17 protein-coding genes are annotated in these 18,901 nt (G+C 66.7%); 8 read left to right on the top strand and 9 right to left on the bottom strand.

Annotated elements, in window-relative coordinates:
- Positions 1-32: 32 nt before the first annotated feature.
- The 5 genes from ASF08_RS12845 to ASF08_RS12825 all read right to left on the bottom strand — a co-directional run bounded on the left by ASF08_RS12845 (position 33) and on the right by ASF08_RS12825 (position 6,412).
- Positions 33-932: a cytochrome c1 gene (locus ASF08_RS12845; RefSeq protein ID WP_026175671.1), complete on the bottom strand. Its 900-nt coding sequence runs from the start codon at positions 930-932 to the stop codon at positions 33-35.
- Positions 933-951: 19 nt separating this feature from the next.
- Positions 952-2,235 carry a cytochrome b gene (locus ASF08_RS12840; RefSeq protein WP_018042314.1) on the bottom strand — a complete coding sequence of 428 codons (1,284 nt, stop codon included), beginning with the start codon at positions 2,233-2,235 and terminating at the stop codon, positions 952-954.
- A 97-nt stretch (positions 2,236-2,332) separates the two neighbouring features.
- A complete protein-coding gene (gene petA / locus ASF08_RS12835; protein ID WP_056146537.1) occupies positions 2,333-2,893 on the bottom strand; it encodes a ubiquinol-cytochrome c reductase iron-sulfur subunit in 561 nt (186 codons plus the stop codon).
- A 241-nt stretch (positions 2,894-3,134) separates the two neighbouring features.
- Complete coding sequence (locus ASF08_RS12830; RefSeq protein WP_056145832.1) at positions 3,135-4,547, bottom strand: MATE family efflux transporter; 1,413 nt, start codon at positions 4,545-4,547, stop codon at positions 3,135-3,137.
- Positions 4,544-6,412, bottom strand: a complete 1,869-nt coding sequence (locus ASF08_RS12825; RefSeq protein WP_056145829.1) for an ABC transporter ATP-binding protein — start codon at positions 6,410-6,412, stop codon at positions 4,544-4,546. The genes ASF08_RS12830 and ASF08_RS12825 overlap by 4 nt, the downstream gene beginning before the upstream one ends.
- A 98-nt stretch (positions 6,413-6,510) precedes the next feature.
- Here ASF08_RS12825 and ASF08_RS12820 point away from each other — a divergent pair, with 98 nt between their 5' ends.
- The 8 genes from ASF08_RS12820 to hslU all read left to right on the top strand — a co-directional run bounded on the left by ASF08_RS12820 (position 6,511) and on the right by hslU (position 14,345).
- Positions 6,511-6,969: a tRNA (cytidine(34)-2'-O)-methyltransferase gene (locus tag ASF08_RS12820; protein WP_056146535.1), complete on the top strand. Its 459-nt coding sequence runs from the start codon at positions 6,511-6,513 to the stop codon at positions 6,967-6,969.
- Positions 6,970-7,065: 96 nt separating this feature from the next.
- Entirely contained in the window at positions 7,066-7,746 is a 681-nt protein-coding gene (locus ASF08_RS12815) for a PspA/IM30 family protein (protein ID WP_056145826.1), read from the top strand.
- A gap of 312 nt (positions 7,747-8,058) precedes the next feature.
- A complete protein-coding gene (locus tag ASF08_RS12810; protein WP_018042308.1) occupies positions 8,059-8,331 on the top strand; it encodes a YiaA/YiaB family inner membrane protein in 273 nt (90 codons plus the stop codon).
- A 54-nt stretch (positions 8,332-8,385) separates the two neighbouring features.
- Positions 8,386-9,306: an oxygen-dependent coproporphyrinogen oxidase gene (hemF, locus tag ASF08_RS12805; RefSeq protein ID WP_156629590.1), complete on the top strand. Its 921-nt coding sequence runs from the start codon at positions 8,386-8,388 to the stop codon at positions 9,304-9,306.
- Positions 9,303-10,421 carry an ATP-dependent DNA helicase gene (locus tag ASF08_RS12800; protein WP_018042306.1) on the top strand — a complete coding sequence of 373 codons (1,119 nt, stop codon included), beginning with the start codon at positions 9,303-9,305 and terminating at the stop codon, positions 10,419-10,421. Before hemF ends, ASF08_RS12800 begins: the two co-directional genes overlap by 4 nt.
- 111 nt (positions 10,422-10,532) lie before the next feature.
- Positions 10,533-11,069, top strand: coding sequence for an ATP-dependent protease subunit HslV (gene hslV / locus ASF08_RS12795; RefSeq protein WP_056145817.1), 537 nt, complete (start codon positions 10,533-10,535; stop codon positions 11,067-11,069).
- Between the two features lie 131 nt (positions 11,070-11,200).
- The gene (locus ASF08_RS12790; RefSeq protein WP_244474524.1) at positions 11,201-12,826 is read left to right on the top strand and encodes a methyl-accepting chemotaxis protein; all 1,626 of its coding nucleotides are present in this window, start codon (positions 11,201-11,203) and stop codon (positions 12,824-12,826) included.
- Between the two features lie 205 nt (positions 12,827-13,031).
- On the top strand, positions 13,032-14,345 hold the full coding sequence (hslU, locus tag ASF08_RS12785; RefSeq protein WP_056145812.1) for an ATP-dependent protease ATPase subunit HslU: 1,314 nt from the start codon (positions 13,032-13,034) through the stop codon (positions 14,343-14,345).
- Between the two features lie 19 nt (positions 14,346-14,364).
- On the opposite strand, the gene ASF08_RS12780 is transcribed toward hslU, so the two are convergent.
- The 4 genes from ASF08_RS12780 to ASF08_RS12770 all read right to left on the bottom strand — a co-directional run bounded on the left by ASF08_RS12780 (position 14,365) and on the right by ASF08_RS12770 (position 18,775).
- Entirely contained in the window at positions 14,365-15,843 is a 1,479-nt protein-coding gene (locus tag ASF08_RS12780; RefSeq protein ID WP_244474523.1) for a methyl-accepting chemotaxis protein, read from the bottom strand.
- Between the two features lie 441 nt (positions 15,844-16,284).
- On the bottom strand, positions 16,285-17,352 hold the full coding sequence (locus ASF08_RS12775) for an MBL fold metallo-hydrolase (protein ID WP_056146533.1): 1,068 nt from the start codon (positions 17,350-17,352) through the stop codon (positions 16,285-16,287).
- A 45-nt stretch (positions 17,353-17,397) separates the two neighbouring features.
- Entirely contained in the window at positions 17,398-17,598 is a 201-nt protein-coding gene (locus tag ASF08_RS24845; protein WP_147833033.1) for a hypothetical protein, read from the bottom strand.
- Between the two features lie 67 nt (positions 17,599-17,665).
- The gene (locus tag ASF08_RS12770; RefSeq protein ID WP_056145804.1) at positions 17,666-18,775 is read right to left on the bottom strand and encodes an aromatic ring-hydroxylating oxygenase subunit alpha; all 1,110 of its coding nucleotides are present in this window, start codon (positions 18,773-18,775) and stop codon (positions 17,666-17,668) included.
- Between the last annotated feature and the right edge of the window lie 126 nt (positions 18,776-18,901).

Below are 18,901 nucleotides of genomic sequence, written 5' to 3'. Positions count from 1 at the left end.
AGCCCGTTCGTCGTGATCCGCCTTTAAGGGGCTCAGCTCGTCTTGTGAAGCTCCGGCTGCATGCCATGAGCTTCGCCGCCCACATCCGCCCAGACCTTCTTCTTCACGTAGTAGAGAAGGCCCGACAGGACGAGCAGGAACAGGATGACGCGGAAGCCCAGGGCCTTGCGGGCCTCCATGTGTGGCTCGGCCGCCCAGGACATGAACGCCGCCACGTCGTGCGAGTATTGCTCCGCCGTCTCGGGAACGACGGGGTTGCCGTCGGCGCCCTTGGCGTAGGTCACCTGGCCGTCGCTCAGGGGCTTCGCCATCGCGATGAGGTGGCCGGGATAGTATTTGTTGTAGTTCGTGCCCGCCGGGACATCCATTCCCTTCGGGGCGTCCTCGTAGCCATTCAGGAGCGCATGGATGTAGTCCACGCCCTGTTCCGAATAGCCGATGAAGGGCATCGCATCGAAGATGAAGTAGGGGAAGCCGCGCTCGTAGGTGCGGGCCTTGGCCAGCACCGAGAAGTCGGGCGGGGCCTTGCCGCCATTGGCGGCGGCGGCGGCTTTCTCGTTCGGGAAGGGCGACGGGAAGGCGTCGGCCGGGCGACCGGGCCGCTCGAACATGTCGCCGGAATCGTTCGGCCCGTCCTTGATCTTGTACTCGGCCGAAAGAGCCTTGACCTGACCCGCCGTGAAGCCCGGCCCGCCCTTCTCGGCGAGGTTGCGGAACTTCACGAGGTTCATGCTGTGGCAGTTGGAGCAGACCTCCCGATAGATCTGAAAGCCGCGCTGCAGCTGGGCCTCGTCGAACTTGCCGAACACGCCGGCGAAGCTCCACTTCTCGCGGGGCGGGTTCGGGGTCGAGTGACTGTCCTCGGCGCCGGCCGAAGCCGAGCCGAGCAGGATCGCGATGAGCGTGGCGGCGAGGACGCGCGATGTGTTCATGCTGTTCACGATCCGCACCTCAACCCTTCGACGATGGCGCGGCGGCCGCACCGGCTGGCATACCCGAACCGCCATATTGCGGATGAGGTCCGGTCACGCTCTCCAGGATCGATCCCGGCATGGCCTTCGGCGTCTCGAACAGCCCCACCAGCGGCATCACGATGAGGAAATGCGCGAAGTAGTAGGCGGTGCAGATCCGCGAGGCGAGGACGTAGCCGCCTTCCGGTGGCTTGGCGCCGAGCCATCCGAGAATCACGCAGACGGCCACGAACAGCCAGAAGAACTGGCGGTAGATCGGGCGGTAGTTGGCCGAGCGGACCCGCGACGTGTCGAGCCAGGGCGCAAAGGCCAGGATGATCACGGCGCTGAACATCAGGATGACGCCGCCCAGCTTGTCCGGCACCGCGCGGAGGATCGCGTAGAAGGGCAGGAAGTACCATTCCGGCACGATGTGGGCGGGTGTCACCGAGGCGTTGGCGGGGACGTAATTGTCCGCGTGGCCCAGGTAGTTCGGCTGGTAGAAGATCCAGTAGGCGAAGAAGACGAAGAACACGACGACGGCGAAGACGTCCTTGATCGTCGCGTAGGGCGTGAACGGCACCGCGTCCTTGCCGCTCTTGATCGGGATGCCGGTCGGGTTGTTCTGACCGGTGACGTGCAGTGCCCAGACGTGGAGGACCACGACGCCGAGGATCATGAAGGGCAGCAGGTAGTGAAGCGAGAAGAAGCGGTTGATCGTCGGGTTGCCGACGGAATAGCCGCCCCAGAGCAGGCTCTGGATCGTGTCGCCGACGATCGGGATCGCGGCCAGGATGTTGGTGATGACGGTGGCGCCCCAGAAGCTCATCTGGCCCCACGGCAGGGTGTAGCCGAGGAAGGCGGTGGCCATCATCAGAAGGTAGATGATGACGCCCAGGATGTAGAGCACCTCGCGCGGGGCCTTGTACGACCCGTAATAGAGCGCGCGGAAGATGTGGACGTAGACCGCCACGAAGAACATCGAGGCGCCGTTGGCATGCATGTAGCGCAGCAACCAGCCGTAATTCACGTCGCGCATGATGTGCTCGACGGAGTTGAAGGCGTTGCCGGCGGAGGGATCGTAATGCATCGCCAGCCAGATGCCGGTGACGATCTGCGACATCAGCATCGCCATCAGGATGGCGCCGAAGGTCCAGAAATAGTTGAGGTTCCGCGGGACGGGGAAGGCGATGAACGACGAATGGACCAGCCCGACGATGGGCAGCCGCGATTCGAACCACTTGGCGATCCGACTCTTGGGGACGTAGGTGGCGTGACCGCTCATGTGGTTACCCGCTTCGAAGTCTGTTTCGCTCTGATCCGTCGCGTGCCCTCGCGCGTCGGACCCCCTCCCTCACCGCCCATGGGCGATGGTCCCGAGATCAGGCGACGGCCTTACCGCCGTCTTCACCGATCCGGATCTTGGTGTCGTTCAGGAACGCGTAGGGGGGAACCGGCAGGTTGGTCGGCGCCGGTCCACGGCGCACGCGGCCGGACGTGTCGTAGAGCGAGCCGTGGCAGGGGCAGGACCAGCCTTCGTACTGGCCCTGATGCCCGATCGGGACGCAGCCGAGATGGGTGCAGTTGCCGTAGACCACGAGCCATTTGGCGTGGCCTTCCTTGACGCGGGCGGAATCGGGCTGAGGGTCGATGAGCTCGCTGAGTTTCACGGCCTCGGATTCCTTGATCTCCTTCTCGGAACGGTTCCGCACGAAGATCAGCTTGCCGCGCCAGAACACGTTGACGATCTGGCCCTCCTGGATCGGCGTGAGATCCACTTCGAGGGGGGCGCCGGCCGCGATCACTTCCGCGTCGGGCGCCATCGACGCCACGAAGGGCCAGGCCAACGCACCGGCGGCCACGGCGAGGCCCGCACCGGTCGCCAGGAACAGGAAGTCGCGGCGGGAGCCGTCGGGACCTGATGTGGGAGGGGTGTTCGCCAAGATGGACACTCCGGTCAGGATGGCGCCGGCTCGGGCCGCCCGCAGATCGAGGACGCGCCGCTTCCGTTCGCCGACAATTAGAGGCGCTCGAAAGAAGCACGCAGCGCAGACGCAGACACGATTGTACCGGGCGGTGCAATGCGACCGGGCGTCACCCGAGACGAGCCTTCTGAGGCACGTTTGTCTGGCACGCCAGATGCGAATTTGTCCAGAGTAGGTCCGTGACGGGACGCGGCATTCGTCACGGGCGCACAATGACGCTGCCACTGAGGGACAGCCAGCGCCGCACCAGCATCACGGCGACCACCGCCAGACCGGCGCAGAAGCCCATCCAGATCCCCGAGCCGCCGTATCCGAGCCCCCAGGCGGCAAGGATGCCGGCCGGAATGCCGACGATCCAGTAGCCGAACAGGGCGATGGCCATGGGAATGCGCGTGTCCTGCATCCCCCGCAGGCCGCCGAGCGCCACCGACTGGATGCCGTCCGCCATGGCGAAGAGTGCGGCAAAGCCGATGAAGGTGATCGCATAGGGGATCACTTCGGCATTGCCGGGAGCCTCCAGATCGAGGAACAGCCCGATCAGCGGGCGCGGCAGGGTCACCTGCGCGAGGGCGCATGCGCTCATGAAGCCGAAGCCCAGGAGGATCGCGATGGTGCCGGCCCGGCGCATGGCCATGCGATCCCCCGCCCCGAAGGCGCGGCCGACCCTCACCGTGGCCGCCTGACCGATGCCGTTGGGCACCATGAAGCAGATCGCGGCGATCTGGATCGTCACCGCATGGGCCGCAAGCGGCGCCGTACCGAACAGGCCCATGCCGAGGACGGCGGCCTCGAACAGGCTCGCCTCGGCCAGACCCGTCGCCGCCATGGGCAGGCCGAGCCGGAACATGGTCGCGAGGCGCGCGGCATTGGGGCGCCAGACACCGAGGAAGAGCCGTCGCCGGCGAAGGGACGGCGCCAGCATCATCACGCCGACGAGGGCGGCCAGGGACAGAAACGCGGCCAGCGTCGTGGCGAGGCCGACACCGACCATACCGAGGCCGAGCAGCCCCGGCCCCTCGAAGGCGAGCCAGATTGCGAGCCCGACATTCACCGGCAGCGCCGCGATGCTGATGGCTAGGGGCCAGCCGGGCCGCTCCAGGGCGGAGAGGCTGGCGCGCAGGGCCATGAACGCCAAAGCCGGCCACATCGACCATTGCAGGGCGCGCATGTAGAGGCCGGCATCCTCGGCGAGCTTCGGCTGCTGTCCCATCGCGAGAAGCAGGGGCTCGGTGTGCCAGAGCGCCAGCATCACCGGGATGATCGCGATGGTGACGGCCCATAGCCCGGCCCCCACGATGCGCCGCACGTCGTCATCGGCGGAATCGCCACGGCCGACCGCGCCCGCGATCAGGGGGGAGACCGCCGAGGCGAGGCCGATCCCGCAGATGAACAGGATGAAGTAAAGGCTCGTCGCCAGGGCGCCGGCCGCGAGCGGCTCCGCGCCGAGACGCCCGAGGAGCACCACATCGGCCGTGACGAGGCCATGCTGCGCGAGATTGGTCAGGATCAGCGGGGCGGCCAGAACCAGTGTCGCCCGCAGCTCCGTGAGCCACGGACCGCGCGAGGGCCGCCGCCGCTCAGCTGCCCCAGCCGAAACGTCGAGGGCGATCATTCCGCTGCGTCCTCGTAGACGGTCGGCGTGACGTCACCGAGAAAGCCGCCGGACTGGCGCTCCCACAGGCGCGCATAGAGCCCACCGGTGCGGATCAGTTCCGCATGGGTCCCCTCCTCCACGATACGCCCGGCATCGATCACGATCAGCCGGTCGAGGGCTGCGATTGTGGAAAGCCGGTGCGCGATGGCAAGCACGGTCTTGCCCTGCATGAGGGTGTCGAGACTGTCCTGGATCGCCGCCTCGACCTGGCTGTCGAGAGCGGATGTCGCCTCGTCTAGGATCAGGATCGGCGCGTTCTTCAGGATGACGCGCGCGATGGCGATGCGCTGGCGCTGGCCGCCGGAGAGCTTCACGCCCCGCTCGCCGACCTGGGCGTCGTAGCCTGTCCGACCCTTGTTATCGACGAGGCCGGCAATGAACCCGTCAGCCTCCGCCAGACGCGCCGCCCGCTGGATCTCCTCCAGCGTCGCGTCCGGTCTGCCATAGGCGATGTTGTCGCGGATCGACCGGTGCAGGAGAGAGGTGTCCTGCGTCACCATGGCGATCGCTCCGCGCAGCGATTCCTGCGTGACGCCGGCGATGTCCTGGCCGTCGATGAGGATCCGGCCGTTCTGGATGTCGTGCAGCCGAAGCAGAAGCGCGGTCAGCGTGGTCTTGCCCGCGCCGCTGATTCCGACAAGGCCGACCTTCTCACCCGGGCGGATATGCAGGCTGAAATCCTGGATGACGGACGGTGTGCCGTCGCCGTAGCGGAAGCCGACCCGGTCGAAGCGGATGTCGCCGCCGCTCACTGCGAGGGTCCGGGCGTCGGGCCGGTCGACGATCCCGTGAGGCCGCGAGATCGTCTGCATGCTCTCCTGGATCACGCCGACATTCTCGAAAATGCCGCGCACCGTCTGCATCACCCAGCCGGACATCGCCATCAGGCGCAGGACGAGGGCCAGACCCGCCGCCGCCTCGCCGGTGGTCATGCCGCCCCGCCGCCACAGGACGAAGCAGGCCGTGGCGGTGGCGACGATGAGCGCGCTGTTGAGCAGGCCCAGCAGCGTCGTGGTGGTGGTGACGAGCCGGAACTGGTGGAGATGGGCGACCGTATGCACGTCGATGGCGTCGCGCACGGCCGCGCGCTCCTCGCGGTCGCGGGCGAAGAGCTTCACCGTGAGGATGTTGGTGTAGCTGTCGACGATCCGACCGATGAGGAGGGAGCGCGTATCGGCCGTCACGAGGGAGCGCGCACGGGCACGGGGCACGAACCACCAAGTCAGCACCGAATAGGTCGCGACCCAGACAACCACCGGCAGGGCCATCCAGAGGGAGATGGAGCCGAACAGGCCCACCGCCGTGACGGCGTAAATCGCCACGTAGAGCAGCGTATCGATGAAGACCACGGCCAGTTCGCGCACGGCCGGGCCGACCTGAACGACGCGGTTGGCGAGCCGGCCGGCGAAATCCGCTTGGAAATACGAGAGCGAGTGACCGAGGGTGTAGAGATGCGTGCGCCAGCGGACCTGGTTGGTCGCCTGCGGCACGAGGAGCTGGTTCGACATCACCTCGTGCAGCCAGACCGTGAAGGGTCGCACCACGAGAAGCAGCATCGCCGCGAGGCCGATCTTGAAGCCGTGCTCCTCCAGTACCGTCGCACGGTCGGCCGTGTTCAGGAGATCGATGAACCAGCCCATGAGCAGGTAGAGCGACGCTTCCACCGTTCCGGCCGCGATGGCCACGAGGAAGAGCAGCACCAGGGCGACCCGCATCGGCTTCAGGTAGAAGGCAGCGAAGCCCGTCACCGTCTTGGGAGGCATCCGGCCGTCTTCGAAGGACGCGAACGGGTCGATGCGGCGCTCGAGCCAATCGAGAAACATGATCTGGTCCGGTGTTGGAGACTTGCCTGAGGTAGTGGGCCTTGACGACGTGCCAACCGCGAGGCGATGCCGCAGACGCAATGCAGCCGCCCGGTCCGATGCTCCGTCTCGCCCTCTACCAGCCCGACATTCCCCAGAATACGGGGACGATCCTGCGGATGGCAGCGTGTCTCGACGTGGCCGTCGACATCATCGAGCCGGCAGGATTCGATGTGTCCGACCGGCATCTGCGCCGTTCGGGCCTCGATTATCTCGACCATGTGGCGATCACGAGGCATCGCTCCTGGGCGGCCTTCTCGCAGTGGCGGGAAGAGACCGGCACGAGGCTCGTCCTCGCCACGACCGCCGGCGCCCTCCCCTACACCGCCTTCGCCTTCCTCCCCGGCGACTGCATCCTGCTGGGTCGGGAATCGGCGGGCGTCCCCGCATCCGTCCACGAGGCGGCCGATGCCCGGATCGTCATTCCCATCCGCGAGGGCATGCGCTCGCTCAACATCGCCGTGGCGGCGGCGATGATCCTCGGCGAGGGGCTGAGACAGATCGGGTCGAGCGCGTGACATGATTTTGAACGGTGTGCAGTTCAGCACTTGAACAGCGTGCAAATATCGGCGAGACCATGAGTGTGAACAGCGTTCAAACGCCGGAGGCACACCATGCTCAAGTTGTTTCGGCTCCTCGCCCGCGGCGCCGCCGCCCGGGCCGAGGAAGAGGTGATCGATCGCCACGCCCTGCTCATCCTCGATCAGCAGATCCGGGAGACGCGGGTCTCCCTGGAGCGCAGCCGCCAGGCCCTCGCCGCCGCAATGGCGGGTGACAAGGCGGAAGGCCGGCGTTTCGCCGAGGTGGAAGCCCGCGCGGCAGATCTCGAAGAGCGCGCCCTGGCGGCCTTAGCGGCGGGACGCGAGGAGCTGGCGGCCGAGGCGGCGGAGGCCATCGCGGAGCTCGAAGCCGAACGCGACGCCATCGGTGAGGCACGCCTGAGATTCGCCCGCGAGGTCGCCCGCATCCGCTCCGTCGTCGCCGACGCCACGCGCCGGCAGAGCGAGCTCGAACGCGGACGCCGCATCGCCGCCGCGGCGGAGGCGGCACGGCGCCTCGGCGTTCAGACCAACCCGAGCGAGCGGGCGACACTCAAGGAAGCCGAGGCGACCTTGAGCCGACTGCGCGCCCTCCAGACCGAGGCCGCCGACACGGAAGCGGCGCTCGCCGAGACCGAGCCGGGCCTTTCCATCGCCGAACGGCTCGAGCGCGAAGGTTTCGGCGCCAGCACCCGCCCGAGCGGCGGCGCCGTCCTCGACCGCCTCCGGCGCAAGGTCGAGGCGCGCGCTGCATGAAGGTTGGTGTGACGCGGACTCGATGAGTCTGGGCAGGTCATGGGAGCATCAAGACATGGGGAACACCATTCTCCCACCCGCCACCTCATCCTGAGGCGCCGGAGCGCAGCGGAGGCCTCGAAGGAGCCCTCCAGCAAGCTCGCTCTAACTGGAGGCCTCCTTCGAGGCTGCTTCGCAGCACCTCAGGATGAGGTCGAGGTGAGGAATAACCTTCAGAACCACCAAATCCATGGCGATCGACCTTCAAAAACATCGCCGATGACTTGAACAGAACTCACGCAACCCAACTCTCTCACATCGAGGATTACGACCATGAACAACGAGACCACTCAGCATTCCGGCGCCTGGGTCACCTTCACCTACGCGTCCTTCATCGGCTCGGCGGCGATGGTCGGCCTCGGCATCCTCTTCATGCCCATGGATATCTGGATCAAGGGCTACCTCGCCATGGGCACGATCATGCTGGTCCAGTCCTGCATCACCGCCACCAAGACCATCCGCGACGTCCATGAGGGCCGCCGCATGGTCAACCGGATCGAGGACGCCAAGACCGAGCGGCTGCTGATGTCGGTGGGCAAAGATTGAGCGTACCTCGATTGACGATGGACGGGAGGGATGGGACATCCCTCCCCCATGACGATGTCCGACACGACCCCGCCACCGCCCCCGGCCGCCGAACTCGCCCTCCTGAAGGATGAGGTCACCACTTGGTTCGCGAGCCTGCGCGACCGGATCGTGGCGGAACTGGAGGCGATCGAGGCGGAGGCCCAAGGGCCGTTCCATCCCGATGCCCCGGCCGAGGCCGGACGCTTCGTGAAGACCCCCTGGAAGCGCACCGACCATAGCGGCACGCCCGGCGGCGGCGGCACCATGGCGATGCTGCATGGCCGCGTGTTCGAGAAGGCCGGTGTCCACGTCTCGCAGGTCTTCGGCGAGTTCGCCCCGGAGTTCCGTGCGCAGATGCCGGGCGCGGCGGAGGACCCGCGATTCTACGCCACGGGCATCTCGCTCATCGTCCATCCCTGGAATCCGAACGTGCCGACCGTGCACATGAACACCCGCTTCGTCTCCACGACGAAGACGTGGTTCGGCGGCGGGGCCGACCTGACCCCCGTCCTCGACCGGCGCCGGACCCAGGACGATCCCGACACGCTGCGATTCCACGCGGCGATGAAGGCGGCCTGCGACGCCCATGCGCCGGCCGCCGATTACGACCGCTACAAGGCTTGGTGCGAGGAATACTTCTTCCTCAAGCACCGCAACGAGCCCCGCGGCATCGGCGGCATCTTCTACGATTATCACTGGACCGGCGATCCGAAGGCCGATCTCGCCTTCACCAAGGATGTCGGCCTCGCCTTCCTCGACGCCTATCCGGCCATCGTGCGCGCGAATCTCGCGAGCGCCTGGACCGAAGCCGACCGGCTCGAGCAGCAGGTGCGGCGCGGGCGCTACGTCGAGTTCAACCTGCTCTACGACCGGGGCACCATCTTCGGCCTGAAGACCGGCGGCAACGTCGCCTCGATCCTGTCCTCGCTGCCGCCCACCGTGCGCTGGCCGTGAGCGACGACCTACCGACCCGCTACGCGCCGCAGCAGGATGCGGCGCTGAAAGCCATTGCCGAATGGCGCAAGGCCGGTGGCCCGCAGGTGTTCCGCCTGTTCGGCTATGCCGGCACCGGCAAGACCACCCTGGCGCGCCGCATCGCCGACGATGTGGAGGGCACGGTCGTCTTCGGCGCCTTCACGGGCAAGGCCGCCTCGGTGATGCGGTCGAAGGGCTGCCACGATGCCGCGACGATCCACAGCCTGATCTATCGCAGCAAGGAGACCGAGGAGGGAGGACCGGCCTTCACCCTCAACCGCACCGGGCCGGTCTCGAAGGCGGAGCTCGTCGTCATCGACGAGTGCTCCATGGTCGATTCGGATCTCGGCAACGACCTGCTCTCCTTCGACAAGCCGGTCCTCGTTCTCGGCGACCCCGCCCAATTGCCGCCGGTGCGCGGCGGCGGCTTCTTCACCGAGGCCGAGCCCGACGTGATGTTGACCGATGTCCACCGGCAGGCCGCCGACGACCCGATCGTGCGTATGGCCATGACGATCCGTGAGGGCGGCCGGCTCAGCATCGGCGAGTATGGCGAGAGCCGCGTCGTCTCACGCCGCTCCCTCGATCCGTCGAGCGTGCTGGAATGCGACCAGGTCCTCGTCGGCATGAACAAGACGCGGCGCCTCTACAACAACCGCCTGCGGGAACTCGCGGGCCATACCGACCCGATGCCTGCGGTGGGCGAGAAGCTGGTCTGCCTCCGCAACGACCGGACGAAGGGCCTGCTCAACGGTTCGACCTGGACGGTCCATGCCCTGCGAGCGGCGCCCCGCGCCGATACGGTCCGCCTCGATGTCGTGCCCGACGACGACCCGGCCCTGAGGCGGCGGCCCATCGACATCAAGGTGCTGCGGGCGGTGATGTCGGGCTCCGAGGAGGAGATCCCGGCCTTCCTCAAACGCGAGACCGACGAGTTCACCTACGGCTACGCTCTGACCGTCCATAAGGCGCAGGGCTCGCAATGGGACAATGTCGTTCTGTTCGACGAGTCCTTCGCCTTCCGCGAGCACCGGGCGCGCTGGCTCTATACCGGGCTGACCCGCGCCGCCCGCGCCATCACCGTGGTGGTGTAGCCCCGCGTCTGCTTGCGAAAGGAGTGGCATCCGGGCGACCCGCCACCCACCTGAGCGCCAGACAATCTTTGGAGAGACGCCTTGTCCCACGACCGATCCGGCCCGCCGCAAATGCACGCCACCACGATCCTGATGGTCCGCAAGGGCGGCAAGGTGGTCATCGGCGGCGACGGGCAGGTGAGCCTCGGCCAGACGATCGTGAAGGGCAACGCCCGCAAGGTGCGCCGCCTCGCCAAGGGCGCCGTCATCGCCGGATTCGCCGGGGCGACGGCCGATGCCTTCACCCTGTTCGAGCGGCTTGAAGCCAAGCTCGATCAGTATCCGGGGCAGCTCACCCGCGCCTGCGTCGAGCTCACCAAGGATTGGCGCACCGACCGCTACCTGCGCCGCCTCGAGGCGATGATGCTGGTGGCGGATAAGGATGTCAGCCTGCTTCTCTCCGGCGCCGGTGACGTGCTCGAGCCGGAAGGTGGCGTCATGGCGATCGGATCGGGGGGGAATTACGCCTTGGCCGCTGCCCGCGCACTCGAGGATGGTGAGCACGACGCGGAGGCGATCGTCCGTAAGGCATTGGGCATCGCGGCGGAAATCTGCGTCTACACGAACGGCAATCTCGTCATCGAGCAGCTCGAAATTTCTGCATCTTAATGCCGGATTGATGGCCGGATTAACTCAACCTTGTCGATATTCCCCTAGCGCTGAGACCTGACTTCCTTCAGATCTGGTCGACGGCAATGCGCATCAGGGCAAAACTTCTCGCTTTCGTAGGGATCTGCTCGATGGTGACGCTCGTCGTTGCCACGATCAGCATCCTGTCGCTTCAAACGTTCAACACCGCCCTGACGGATGCGAAACTCGCGTCCCAGCGGGCGCTCGACGCGGCCAACCTCAACCAGATCGTGACCAGTGTCGTCGTCGAGTCTCGCGGCATCTATGCTGCCAAGGACACTCAGGACGCCAAGAAATACGAAGTCCGCCTTAAGAAGAACCTCGACGCCATGAATGCCTTGCTCAAAAGCTGGGCCCCGCGCGTGCCGGCGAGCGAACGTGCGGCGTTCGACAAGATTCTGGCCGATGCCGCGAGCTTCACGATCCTACGCAACGAGTTGGGGCGGCTCGGCACCGAAGTTTCGCCGAAGGCCGCGGCCGATCAGGGCTTCAACGAGGCCAATCGGGCCAACCGCCAGGCCTTCCAAGACAGCATCGACAAACTCGTCGGCACCGCCGCCGCGGAGGTCGAGGCGATCGATCGATCGACCGACTCCCTTTATGCGGAGCGTTTCCAGCTTCTGCTGTTCCTGGCCGTGGGCGGCACCCTCGGTGGCCTGCTGATCGGCGGTTTCGTGGGAAATCGCGAGATCGCCCGTCCCCTGGCCGGCGTCTCCCAGGCGATCCGCCGGCTGTCCGAAGGGGACTTGGCCTTGCCGGCGATGAAACCCCGGCGCGACGAGATCGGCGAGATCTGGACCAGCATGCAGGTCTTCTCGGCGACGATGAAAGAGGCGGCGGACCTCCGCGCCAGCCAGGACCAGGCCGCCGGAATCGCATCCCAGCGTCGCCGCGGCGAGAGAAACGAACTCGCGGATCGCTTCCAGGGCAGCGTCGGAAACCTCGTCGAGACCCTGGCCGGCTCGGCCGCCGAGATGGAGCTCACCGCCCGCTCCATGGCGGCCAATGCCGACCAGACGAACCGGCAATCCACGGCGGTGATGAACGCGGCCAACGAGACGGCCATGAACGTTCAGGCCGTCGCGGCGGCCACCGAGGAACTCGCCGCCACCGCCAACGAGATCGGCGCGCAGGTGTCCCAGACATCCGCCGCCGCCGCCGGCGCGGTGGATAGCGCGCGCCGGACTACGGAGCGTGTCCGGGTCCTCGCCGACAGCGCGTCCCGCATCGGCGACGTGGTCGCCCTGATCTCCAGCATCGCTAGCCAGACCAACCTGCTCGCCCTCAACGCCACCATCGAGGCGGCCCGCGCCGGCGAGGCCGGTCGCGGCTTCGCGGTGGTCGCGGCCGAGGTGAAGGGGCTCGCCGCCCAGACCGCGAAGGCGACGGACGAGATCACCGCGCAGATCGCGACGATCCAGGAGGCCACCCGCGATACGGTGAGCGCCATCGAAGAGATCGGCTCCACCATCGGCAGCGTCCATACCATCGCGATGGGCGTCGCGGCGGCGGTGGAACAGCAACAGGTGGCGACGCAGGAGATCGCCCGCAGCGTCAACGATGCCGCGCGTGGGACCCAGGCCGTCACCGAAACCATCGCGGATGTTCAGGTCGCGGCGGTTCAGACCGGAGCCGGCGCATCACAGGTGCTGGCCGCCGCCGAGCATCTGACGCGCCAGTCCCTCAGCCTCGGACACGAGGTCGATGGCTTCGTCGGCGGCATCCGGGCCGCCTGAACGCCGTCCCGATGCATCTGGAAAGGAAGGCCGTCGACGCTTAGATCGAGGCCGTGCACGATCTCGATCCCATGCCGACCCGCCCACATGGTTCCGCCTTCGGCTCGCCCCATCCGCGTTCCGGCGGGTGGCGCATCCGTGCGGATCGAAAGCGCGCCTTCCCCTCTTCTCGGGCAGCGCGGCTGCCGCATCCGACCGGAGCGTGATGACAACCTTCTCCCCCCGCGAAATCGTCTCCGAGCTCGATCGGTTCATCGTCGGCCAGCACGATGCCAAGCGCGCGGTCGCCATCGCCCTGCGCAACCGCTGGCGCCGGCAGCAGCTCGTCGGTCCCCTGCGGGAGGAGGTGGCGCCCAAGAACATTCTCATGATCGGCCCCACGGGCTGCGGCAAGACTGAGATCGCCCGCCGGCTGGCCAAGCTCGCCGGCGCGCCGTTCCTCAAGATCGAGGCGACGAAGTTCACGGAGGTCGGCTATGTCGGCCGCGACGTCGAGCAGATCATCCGCGATCTCGTGGAGGTCGGCATCGGCCTCAAGCGCGAGGAAAAGCGTCGCTCGGTCCAGGCGAAGGCCGAGGCGGCGGCGGAGTCGCGTATCCTCGATGCCCTGGTCGGGCCGACATCGGGCCAGGCCACCCGCGACAGTTTCCGCAAGAAGCTGAGGGCCAGCGAACTCGACGACAAGGAGGTCGAGATCGAACTGTCGGGCGGATCGCCCTCTGGCCTGCCGATGTTCGAGATCCCGGGGATGCCTGGCGCGTCCATGGGGGCAGTCAATCTCGGCGACATGCTCGGCAAGGCGCTCGGCGGCCAGAAGGGCAAGCCGAAGCGGATGACGGTGCGCGAGGCCTACGCCCCCCTCCTCGCCGAGGAATCCGACAAGCTGGTGGATACGGAATCGCTGACGCAGGAGGCGATCCGCGAGGTGGAGAACAACGGCATCGTCTTCCTCGACGAGATCGACAAGATCTGCGCCAAGGAAGGCCGCTCGTCGGCCGACGTGTCCCGCGAGGGCGTGCAACGCGATCTGCTGCCGCTGATCGAGGGAACCACGGTGGCGACGAAGCACGGTCCGGTGAAGACCGACCACATCCTGTTCATCGCCAGCGGCGCCTTTCACGTCTCGAAGCCGTCCGATCTCCTGCCGGAACTGCAGGGCCGCCTGCCGATCCGGGTCGAGTTGCAGCCCCTCACCGTGGAGGATTTCAAGCAGATCCTCACCACCACCGAGGCGAGCCTGCTGAAACAGACCGTGGCGCTGATGGCGACGGAAGGCGTGACCCTCGATTTCACCGACGATGCCGTGGACGCGCTCGCGCGGGTCGCCGTCGAGGTGAACAATTCGGTGGAGAATATCGGCGCGCGCCGGCTCCAGACCGTGCTGGAGCGGGTGATCGACGACATCTCCTTCACCGCCACCGACCGGTCGGGAGAGACCGTCGCGATCGACGCCGCCTATGTCCGCGAACGGGTGGAGAGCCTCGCCGCGAACGCGGATCTCAGCCGGTTCATCCTGTAGTCCACGCCCCGGCAAGGTTTTAGGCCGCGACGGCCCTGAGAAAACGTCCGATCTCGGCTTCGAGGTCGGCTGCGACGTTTTCCACCTGGGCGGCGCTGCCCTGGACACCTTCGGCCATCGTGGCCGTGCTACGGGCGGCACCCGTGACGGTGGCGAGATCGCGTGCGATCTCCACCGAGGTGGCGGCGGTGTTCCCGGCATTGCGTGAGATCTCGCCGGTCGCCTCCCCTTGTGCAGCGACGGCTGTCGCGAGCTCGGTGGCCATCACGCTGATCGCACCCATGCGATCCGTCACACGGCCGATGGCATGAGCGGCCTGATCCGTCGAAGTCTGGACGGATGCGACCTGACCGGCGATCTCGTCCGTCGCCTTCGCGGTCTGGCTCGCCAGGGCTTTCACCTCCGCCGCCACGACGGCGAACCCACGGCCGGACTCGCCGGCCCGCGCGGCCTCGATCGTGGCGTTCAGGGCGAGCAGATTGGTCTGTTCCGCGATGGCCCGAATGAGGCCCACGATGGTGCCGATGCGCTGCGCGGTATCGGCGAGTTGCGCCATCTGCTGGTTTGTGGCGGACGCTTCGCCAAAGGCTGCGTCGATCTCGGTCTTGGCGACATCGAGGCGGGCGCCGATTTCCACGATCGAAGCCGAGAGTTCCTCGGCGGCGCTTGCGACGGTCTGCACGTTGGAGGAAGCCTCTCGTGATCCGGCTGAGGCGCCTTCCACCGCACGGGTGGCATCCGAAGACGCGTCCGACATGGCGGCGGCGCGGGTCCGAAGCTCGCCCGTCTGCGCGCCGACCAAGCGGACGGATTTTGCGACCTGCGCCCGGAAAAGGGCGATCTCGGCATCGATGAACGCCCGGCGGTCCTGAATGTCCTTGGCACTCACCATCCGGTCGGCTTCCAGTTCACGCGCCTTCAGGCTGGTTTCGCGCAAAGCTTCGAGGGCACGGGCCACGGCACCGACTTCGTCTCGTGCGTCGCGATAGGGGATCGCATCCTCGAGATTCCCCGAAACGAGACGGGAGGTCCGCTCCGCGACCACGCGAATGGGTCGAAACATGCGGAACGCGGCAAAGCCCAGGACGAGACAGGCCAGGAGCGCCACCGATAGAATCGTCCATCGCACCGTCGAGATGGTCTGAGCTTGAACCACGTCGTAGGCTTCGAGGGGCACGCCTACGAACAGGATGCCGTTGATCCGACCCTTCGCATCCTGCGTCGGTTGATAAACGGTGAGGTACCGGCGGCCGAACAGGGTCGCGGGCCCGAAATAGACTTTTCCGCTGCGGATCAGCGCCTGTGCGGGGTGATCGTTGGCGAGGGCGGTGCCCACGGCCCGCTCGCCATCCTCTTTCTTCACCGTCGTGACGCGCCGCACGAAACGGTCGCCCGCGGGGTCGTAGGCGAAAACCGTGGCGGTTCCCCCGACATAGTCGACGGTGCGGTCGACGATGGATTGATCGCCCAATGCGCCGAGGTCCGGCGATCTGGCCAAGGTTACCCGATCCCCATCGAACCCGATCTCCGTCCCAGGGACCGTATCTCTGTACACCAAACTCAGCGTCCGCAGATGGCGGTTCCCATCCGCAGCCTGCTTTTCCTTGAGTTGATGGTCGATCTCCCAGCTGGTGGCCACGAGAAGTGCTGCGGATACCAGAATGATCATCGCCACCGTGAGGAGGATGACTTTCGCGGTCAACGATTTGAGATACAACATCATGCCGTAATCCGGGGATGGAAATACTATCGAGGCATGTATTGAAGCACGATAAATTTATCGTCCGATTAATGCTCTCCCTTGATTTGACAAAGGAGTCTGTTTTTCTATCTATAATTATATTTCTACTATCTACTCAATCCACGGCGGATGAGGATATGAGTTGCGATGCCAACAGTCGCCCCTATGGGACTGCCGGGCGCTGAACCGCTATCCGTCTCACCGGGTTTCCCAGACCTGTCCGGGACGCAGGGCGACGAACCGCTCCGGCGGAATTCCGCCCGCCGCGCATGCCGCCGCCAGCGCCTCCACCGGCTCCTCGATCCCCTCGTCGGTGAGGCGGAACGTGCCCCAATGGTGGCCGAGCATCTGGTCCGCCCCGAGCAGTCCGGCCGCCACGACGGCGTCGGCCGGGTTCATGTGCTGGCCCTTCATGAACCAGCGCGGCTCGTAGGCCCCGATTGGCAGGGTGGCGAGGCGCGGGGGACCGAAGCGGTCGCGGGCGTCGCGGAAGATCGCGCCATCGGCGAGACCGGTATCCCCCGAATGATAGACGACGCCGGACGGGCTGGTCAGGACGTAGGAGCACCATAGCGCCATGCGCTTGTCGTTGAGGCCCCTGGCCGACCAGTGATTGGCGGGGGTCATGTGTAACGTGAGCCCGCCGCCGAGATCGACGGACTGGCCCCAGTCGCATGTCTCCACATGCATCGTATCGTCGAAGGACCGCAGGATGCTGTCGTTGCCCAGCGGCGCCACGATCAGCGGCTGATGCCGTTGCCAGAGCCGGGCCACTGTCGGCCCGTCGAGATGGTCGTAATGGTTGTGGGTGATCAGCACGACGTCGATGGGCGGAAGCGCATCGAAGGCGATGCCCGGCGGATTGACCCGTTTCGGACCCGCCACGGAGAGGGGGCTCGCGCGCTGGGCGTAGACCGGGTCGACGAGGATGTTGCGGCGGCCGACCTGGAACAGGTAGCTCGCATGGCCGATGAACGACACGCGTAAGCCCTCCACCCGTTCCGGCGGCGTATCGTTGAAGGGGCTCGGAAACGAAGCCGGCCAAGCGACCCCGGCCCGCTCCCGCTTCCAGCGCAGGATGTCTCCAAGCACCTTGTCCGCCGGCTGATCGACGCCGTGGAACTGCAGCCCGTCGAAATGATCGGTCACCGGGCCGCTGTAATACGGGTTACGGCCCTTGCTGCGCCGATGCGCCGCGTAGCCGACGCCGCCGAGCGTCATGACGGTGAGCGCGGAGAGGGTCGCGAGAAGGCTTTGCCGTTTCATCGTTCCGAGATGGCGGTGGCCGCCGCGCAATCAAGACGCCCTCCGTCAGGCTTCGCAGTCCTTCGGCATCACGGCCACCAGCTCTCCGGCGAGGGCGCGGATCTTCCGATGGGCTTCGACCTCGACTTCCTCGCGGGTCTTGTTCTCGGTCGGAATGGCGACGACGCCGGTGATCCGCCCATGCGCACCGATGAGCGTGAAGTTGAATCGCCCCATGCGACTGCGGCGAACGACGAAATGCGGCAACGGTCTCGCTCCTTCCCGAAAGCATCGGTCTGAAAGGACGAGCTACGGGGCGGAGAGCCGAAAAGTTTCAGGACCGCCAGCGCAATTCCTGCTGCACCAGCGGATTGCGGAAGGACCGCGCCTCGCGGGCCGCCTGGAGGGCTTCGCGCTTGAGGCGAAAATACCATTGCGACGGCAGATCGCTCTGGCCGAACAGCACCATCGTCGGCTTGCGGTCGAGACCGGCCTGGGCGTGCTGGAGCACCTGCTGGTCCTGGGTCAGGAACTGCCGCATCAGCGGGCGCGCCAGGGGCTTCAGCAGGTTGAGGACCGGCATGTTCCAGTAGAGCGCGTTCGTCAGCATGGTGCGGTTGTGGGTGAGCGGTGTCGCGAAGGTGTAGTTCGCCACGCGCTTCGGCCCGGCCTCGATCCGCTCCAGCCGCACGCCGGGCAGGCGGAATTCGATCTCCACCTCTGGCACGCCGCCGAGCAGCTTGTAGACCGGCGAACTGGTCGTCGTGGCATGGCTCGACATGGTGAAGCCGTGCGGCGTCGGCGTGAAGGTCTTCACCTTCTCGCGCAGCTCCTTCGACGGGCGGAACCACCAGGAATCATGGACGAAGGCCACGTGGCCGGGGTCCACGAGGCTCAATGTGGTGAGGTCGAAGGAGGCCTCCACCACGAGTTCGACCACCAGGGAGCCCGCCGCCTCGAACCCGAGTTCCGGCAGGGGCGGCAGGTCGCCGCCCGGCGGCCCGAGATAGGGGTTCACCCAGACGAAGCCGGCGCTCTCGCGGATGGGAAAGCGCTGGACCGTGATCCGGGTGAAATCCGCCGCATCCGCCGAGGACAGGGTGGGCACGTCGCGGCAGCGCCCGTCGGTGCCGAAGCGCCAACCATGGAAGGGACAGGTCACGGCGTCGCCGTCGAAGCGTCCCTTCGACAGGGCCATACCCCGGTGCGGGCAGCGGTCGCGCATGGCGAAGGCGGCTCCGGCCTTGTCGCGGCCGAGGACGATCTGCTCGCCATTGAGTTCGACCGCACGCAGGCTGCCGGGTTTCAGCGTGTCGGCGCGGCCGACGCAGTAGAACGCGTCGGGCAGGGGCTGGCGCATGGCGTCCGGGTCGAGGGCCGCTTCGTCGGTCGCCGGGTTCTTTGCCGTATCGGCCTTCGCCTGGGGCGGCGGGGATGAGAGCATGATGGGCCGCGATTGTCCTGAGGCGAACGCGTCTCCGGCGATGCCCCGGCCGGTCGGGCGCGGGACGATACGTGGCGGAGGGCGCCTCGTCTTACGCCTCGGCGACGGCGGTGGCCACAAGTGTAA

It is taken from the genome of Methylobacterium sp. Leaf85 (genome assembly GCF_001422125.1).
Lineage (GTDB): Bacteria > Pseudomonadota > Alphaproteobacteria > Rhizobiales > Beijerinckiaceae > Methylobacterium > Methylobacterium bullatum.
The sequence above is the reverse complement of the archived record's forward strand: the minus strand, read 5'-3'. Positions and strand labels throughout refer to the sequence as shown.

Bases quoted from the DNA above. Each gene is read 5' to 3' on its own strand.
- hslV (WP_056145817.1), top strand. From the start codon at position 10,533: ATGCACGCCACCACGATCCTGATGGTCCGCAAGGGCGGCAAGGTGGTC.
- hslU (WP_056145812.1), top strand. From the start codon at position 13,032: ATGACAACCTTCTCCCCCCGCGAAATCGTCTCCGAGCTCGATCGGTTC.
- ASF08_RS12820 (WP_056146535.1), top strand. From the start codon at position 6,511: ATGCTCCGTCTCGCCCTCTACCAGCCCGACATTCCCCAGAATACGGGG.
- ASF08_RS12825 (WP_056145829.1), bottom strand. From the start codon at position 6,412: ATGTTTCTCGATTGGCTCGAGCGCCGCATCGACCCGTTCGCGTCCTTC.
- ASF08_RS12845 (WP_026175671.1), bottom strand. From the start codon at position 932: ATGAACACATCGCGCGTCCTCGCCGCCACGCTCATCGCGATCCTGCTC.
- ASF08_RS12810 (WP_018042308.1), top strand. From the start codon at position 8,059: ATGAACAACGAGACCACTCAGCATTCCGGCGCCTGGGTCACCTTCACC.
- ASF08_RS12770 (WP_056145804.1), bottom strand. From the start codon at position 18,775: ATGCTCTCATCCCCGCCGCCCCAGGCGAAGGCCGATACGGCAAAGAAC.
- hemF (WP_156629590.1), top strand. From the start codon at position 8,386: ATGTCCGACACGACCCCGCCACCGCCCCCGGCCGCCGAACTCGCCCTC.
- ASF08_RS12775 (WP_056146533.1), bottom strand. From the start codon at position 17,352: ATGAAACGGCAAAGCCTTCTCGCGACCCTCTCCGCGCTCACCGTCATG.
- ASF08_RS12815 (WP_056145826.1), top strand. From the start codon at position 7,066: ATGCTCAAGTTGTTTCGGCTCCTCGCCCGCGGCGCCGCCGCCCGGGCC.
- ASF08_RS12790 (WP_244474524.1), top strand. From the start codon at position 11,201: ATGGTGACGCTCGTCGTTGCCACGATCAGCATCCTGTCGCTTCAAACG.
- ASF08_RS12830 (WP_056145832.1), bottom strand. From the start codon at position 4,547: ATGATCGCCCTCGACGTTTCGGCTGGGGCAGCTGAGCGGCGGCGGCCC.
- ASF08_RS12840 (WP_018042314.1), bottom strand. From the start codon at position 2,235: ATGAGCGGTCACGCCACCTACGTCCCCAAGAGTCGGATCGCCAAGTGG.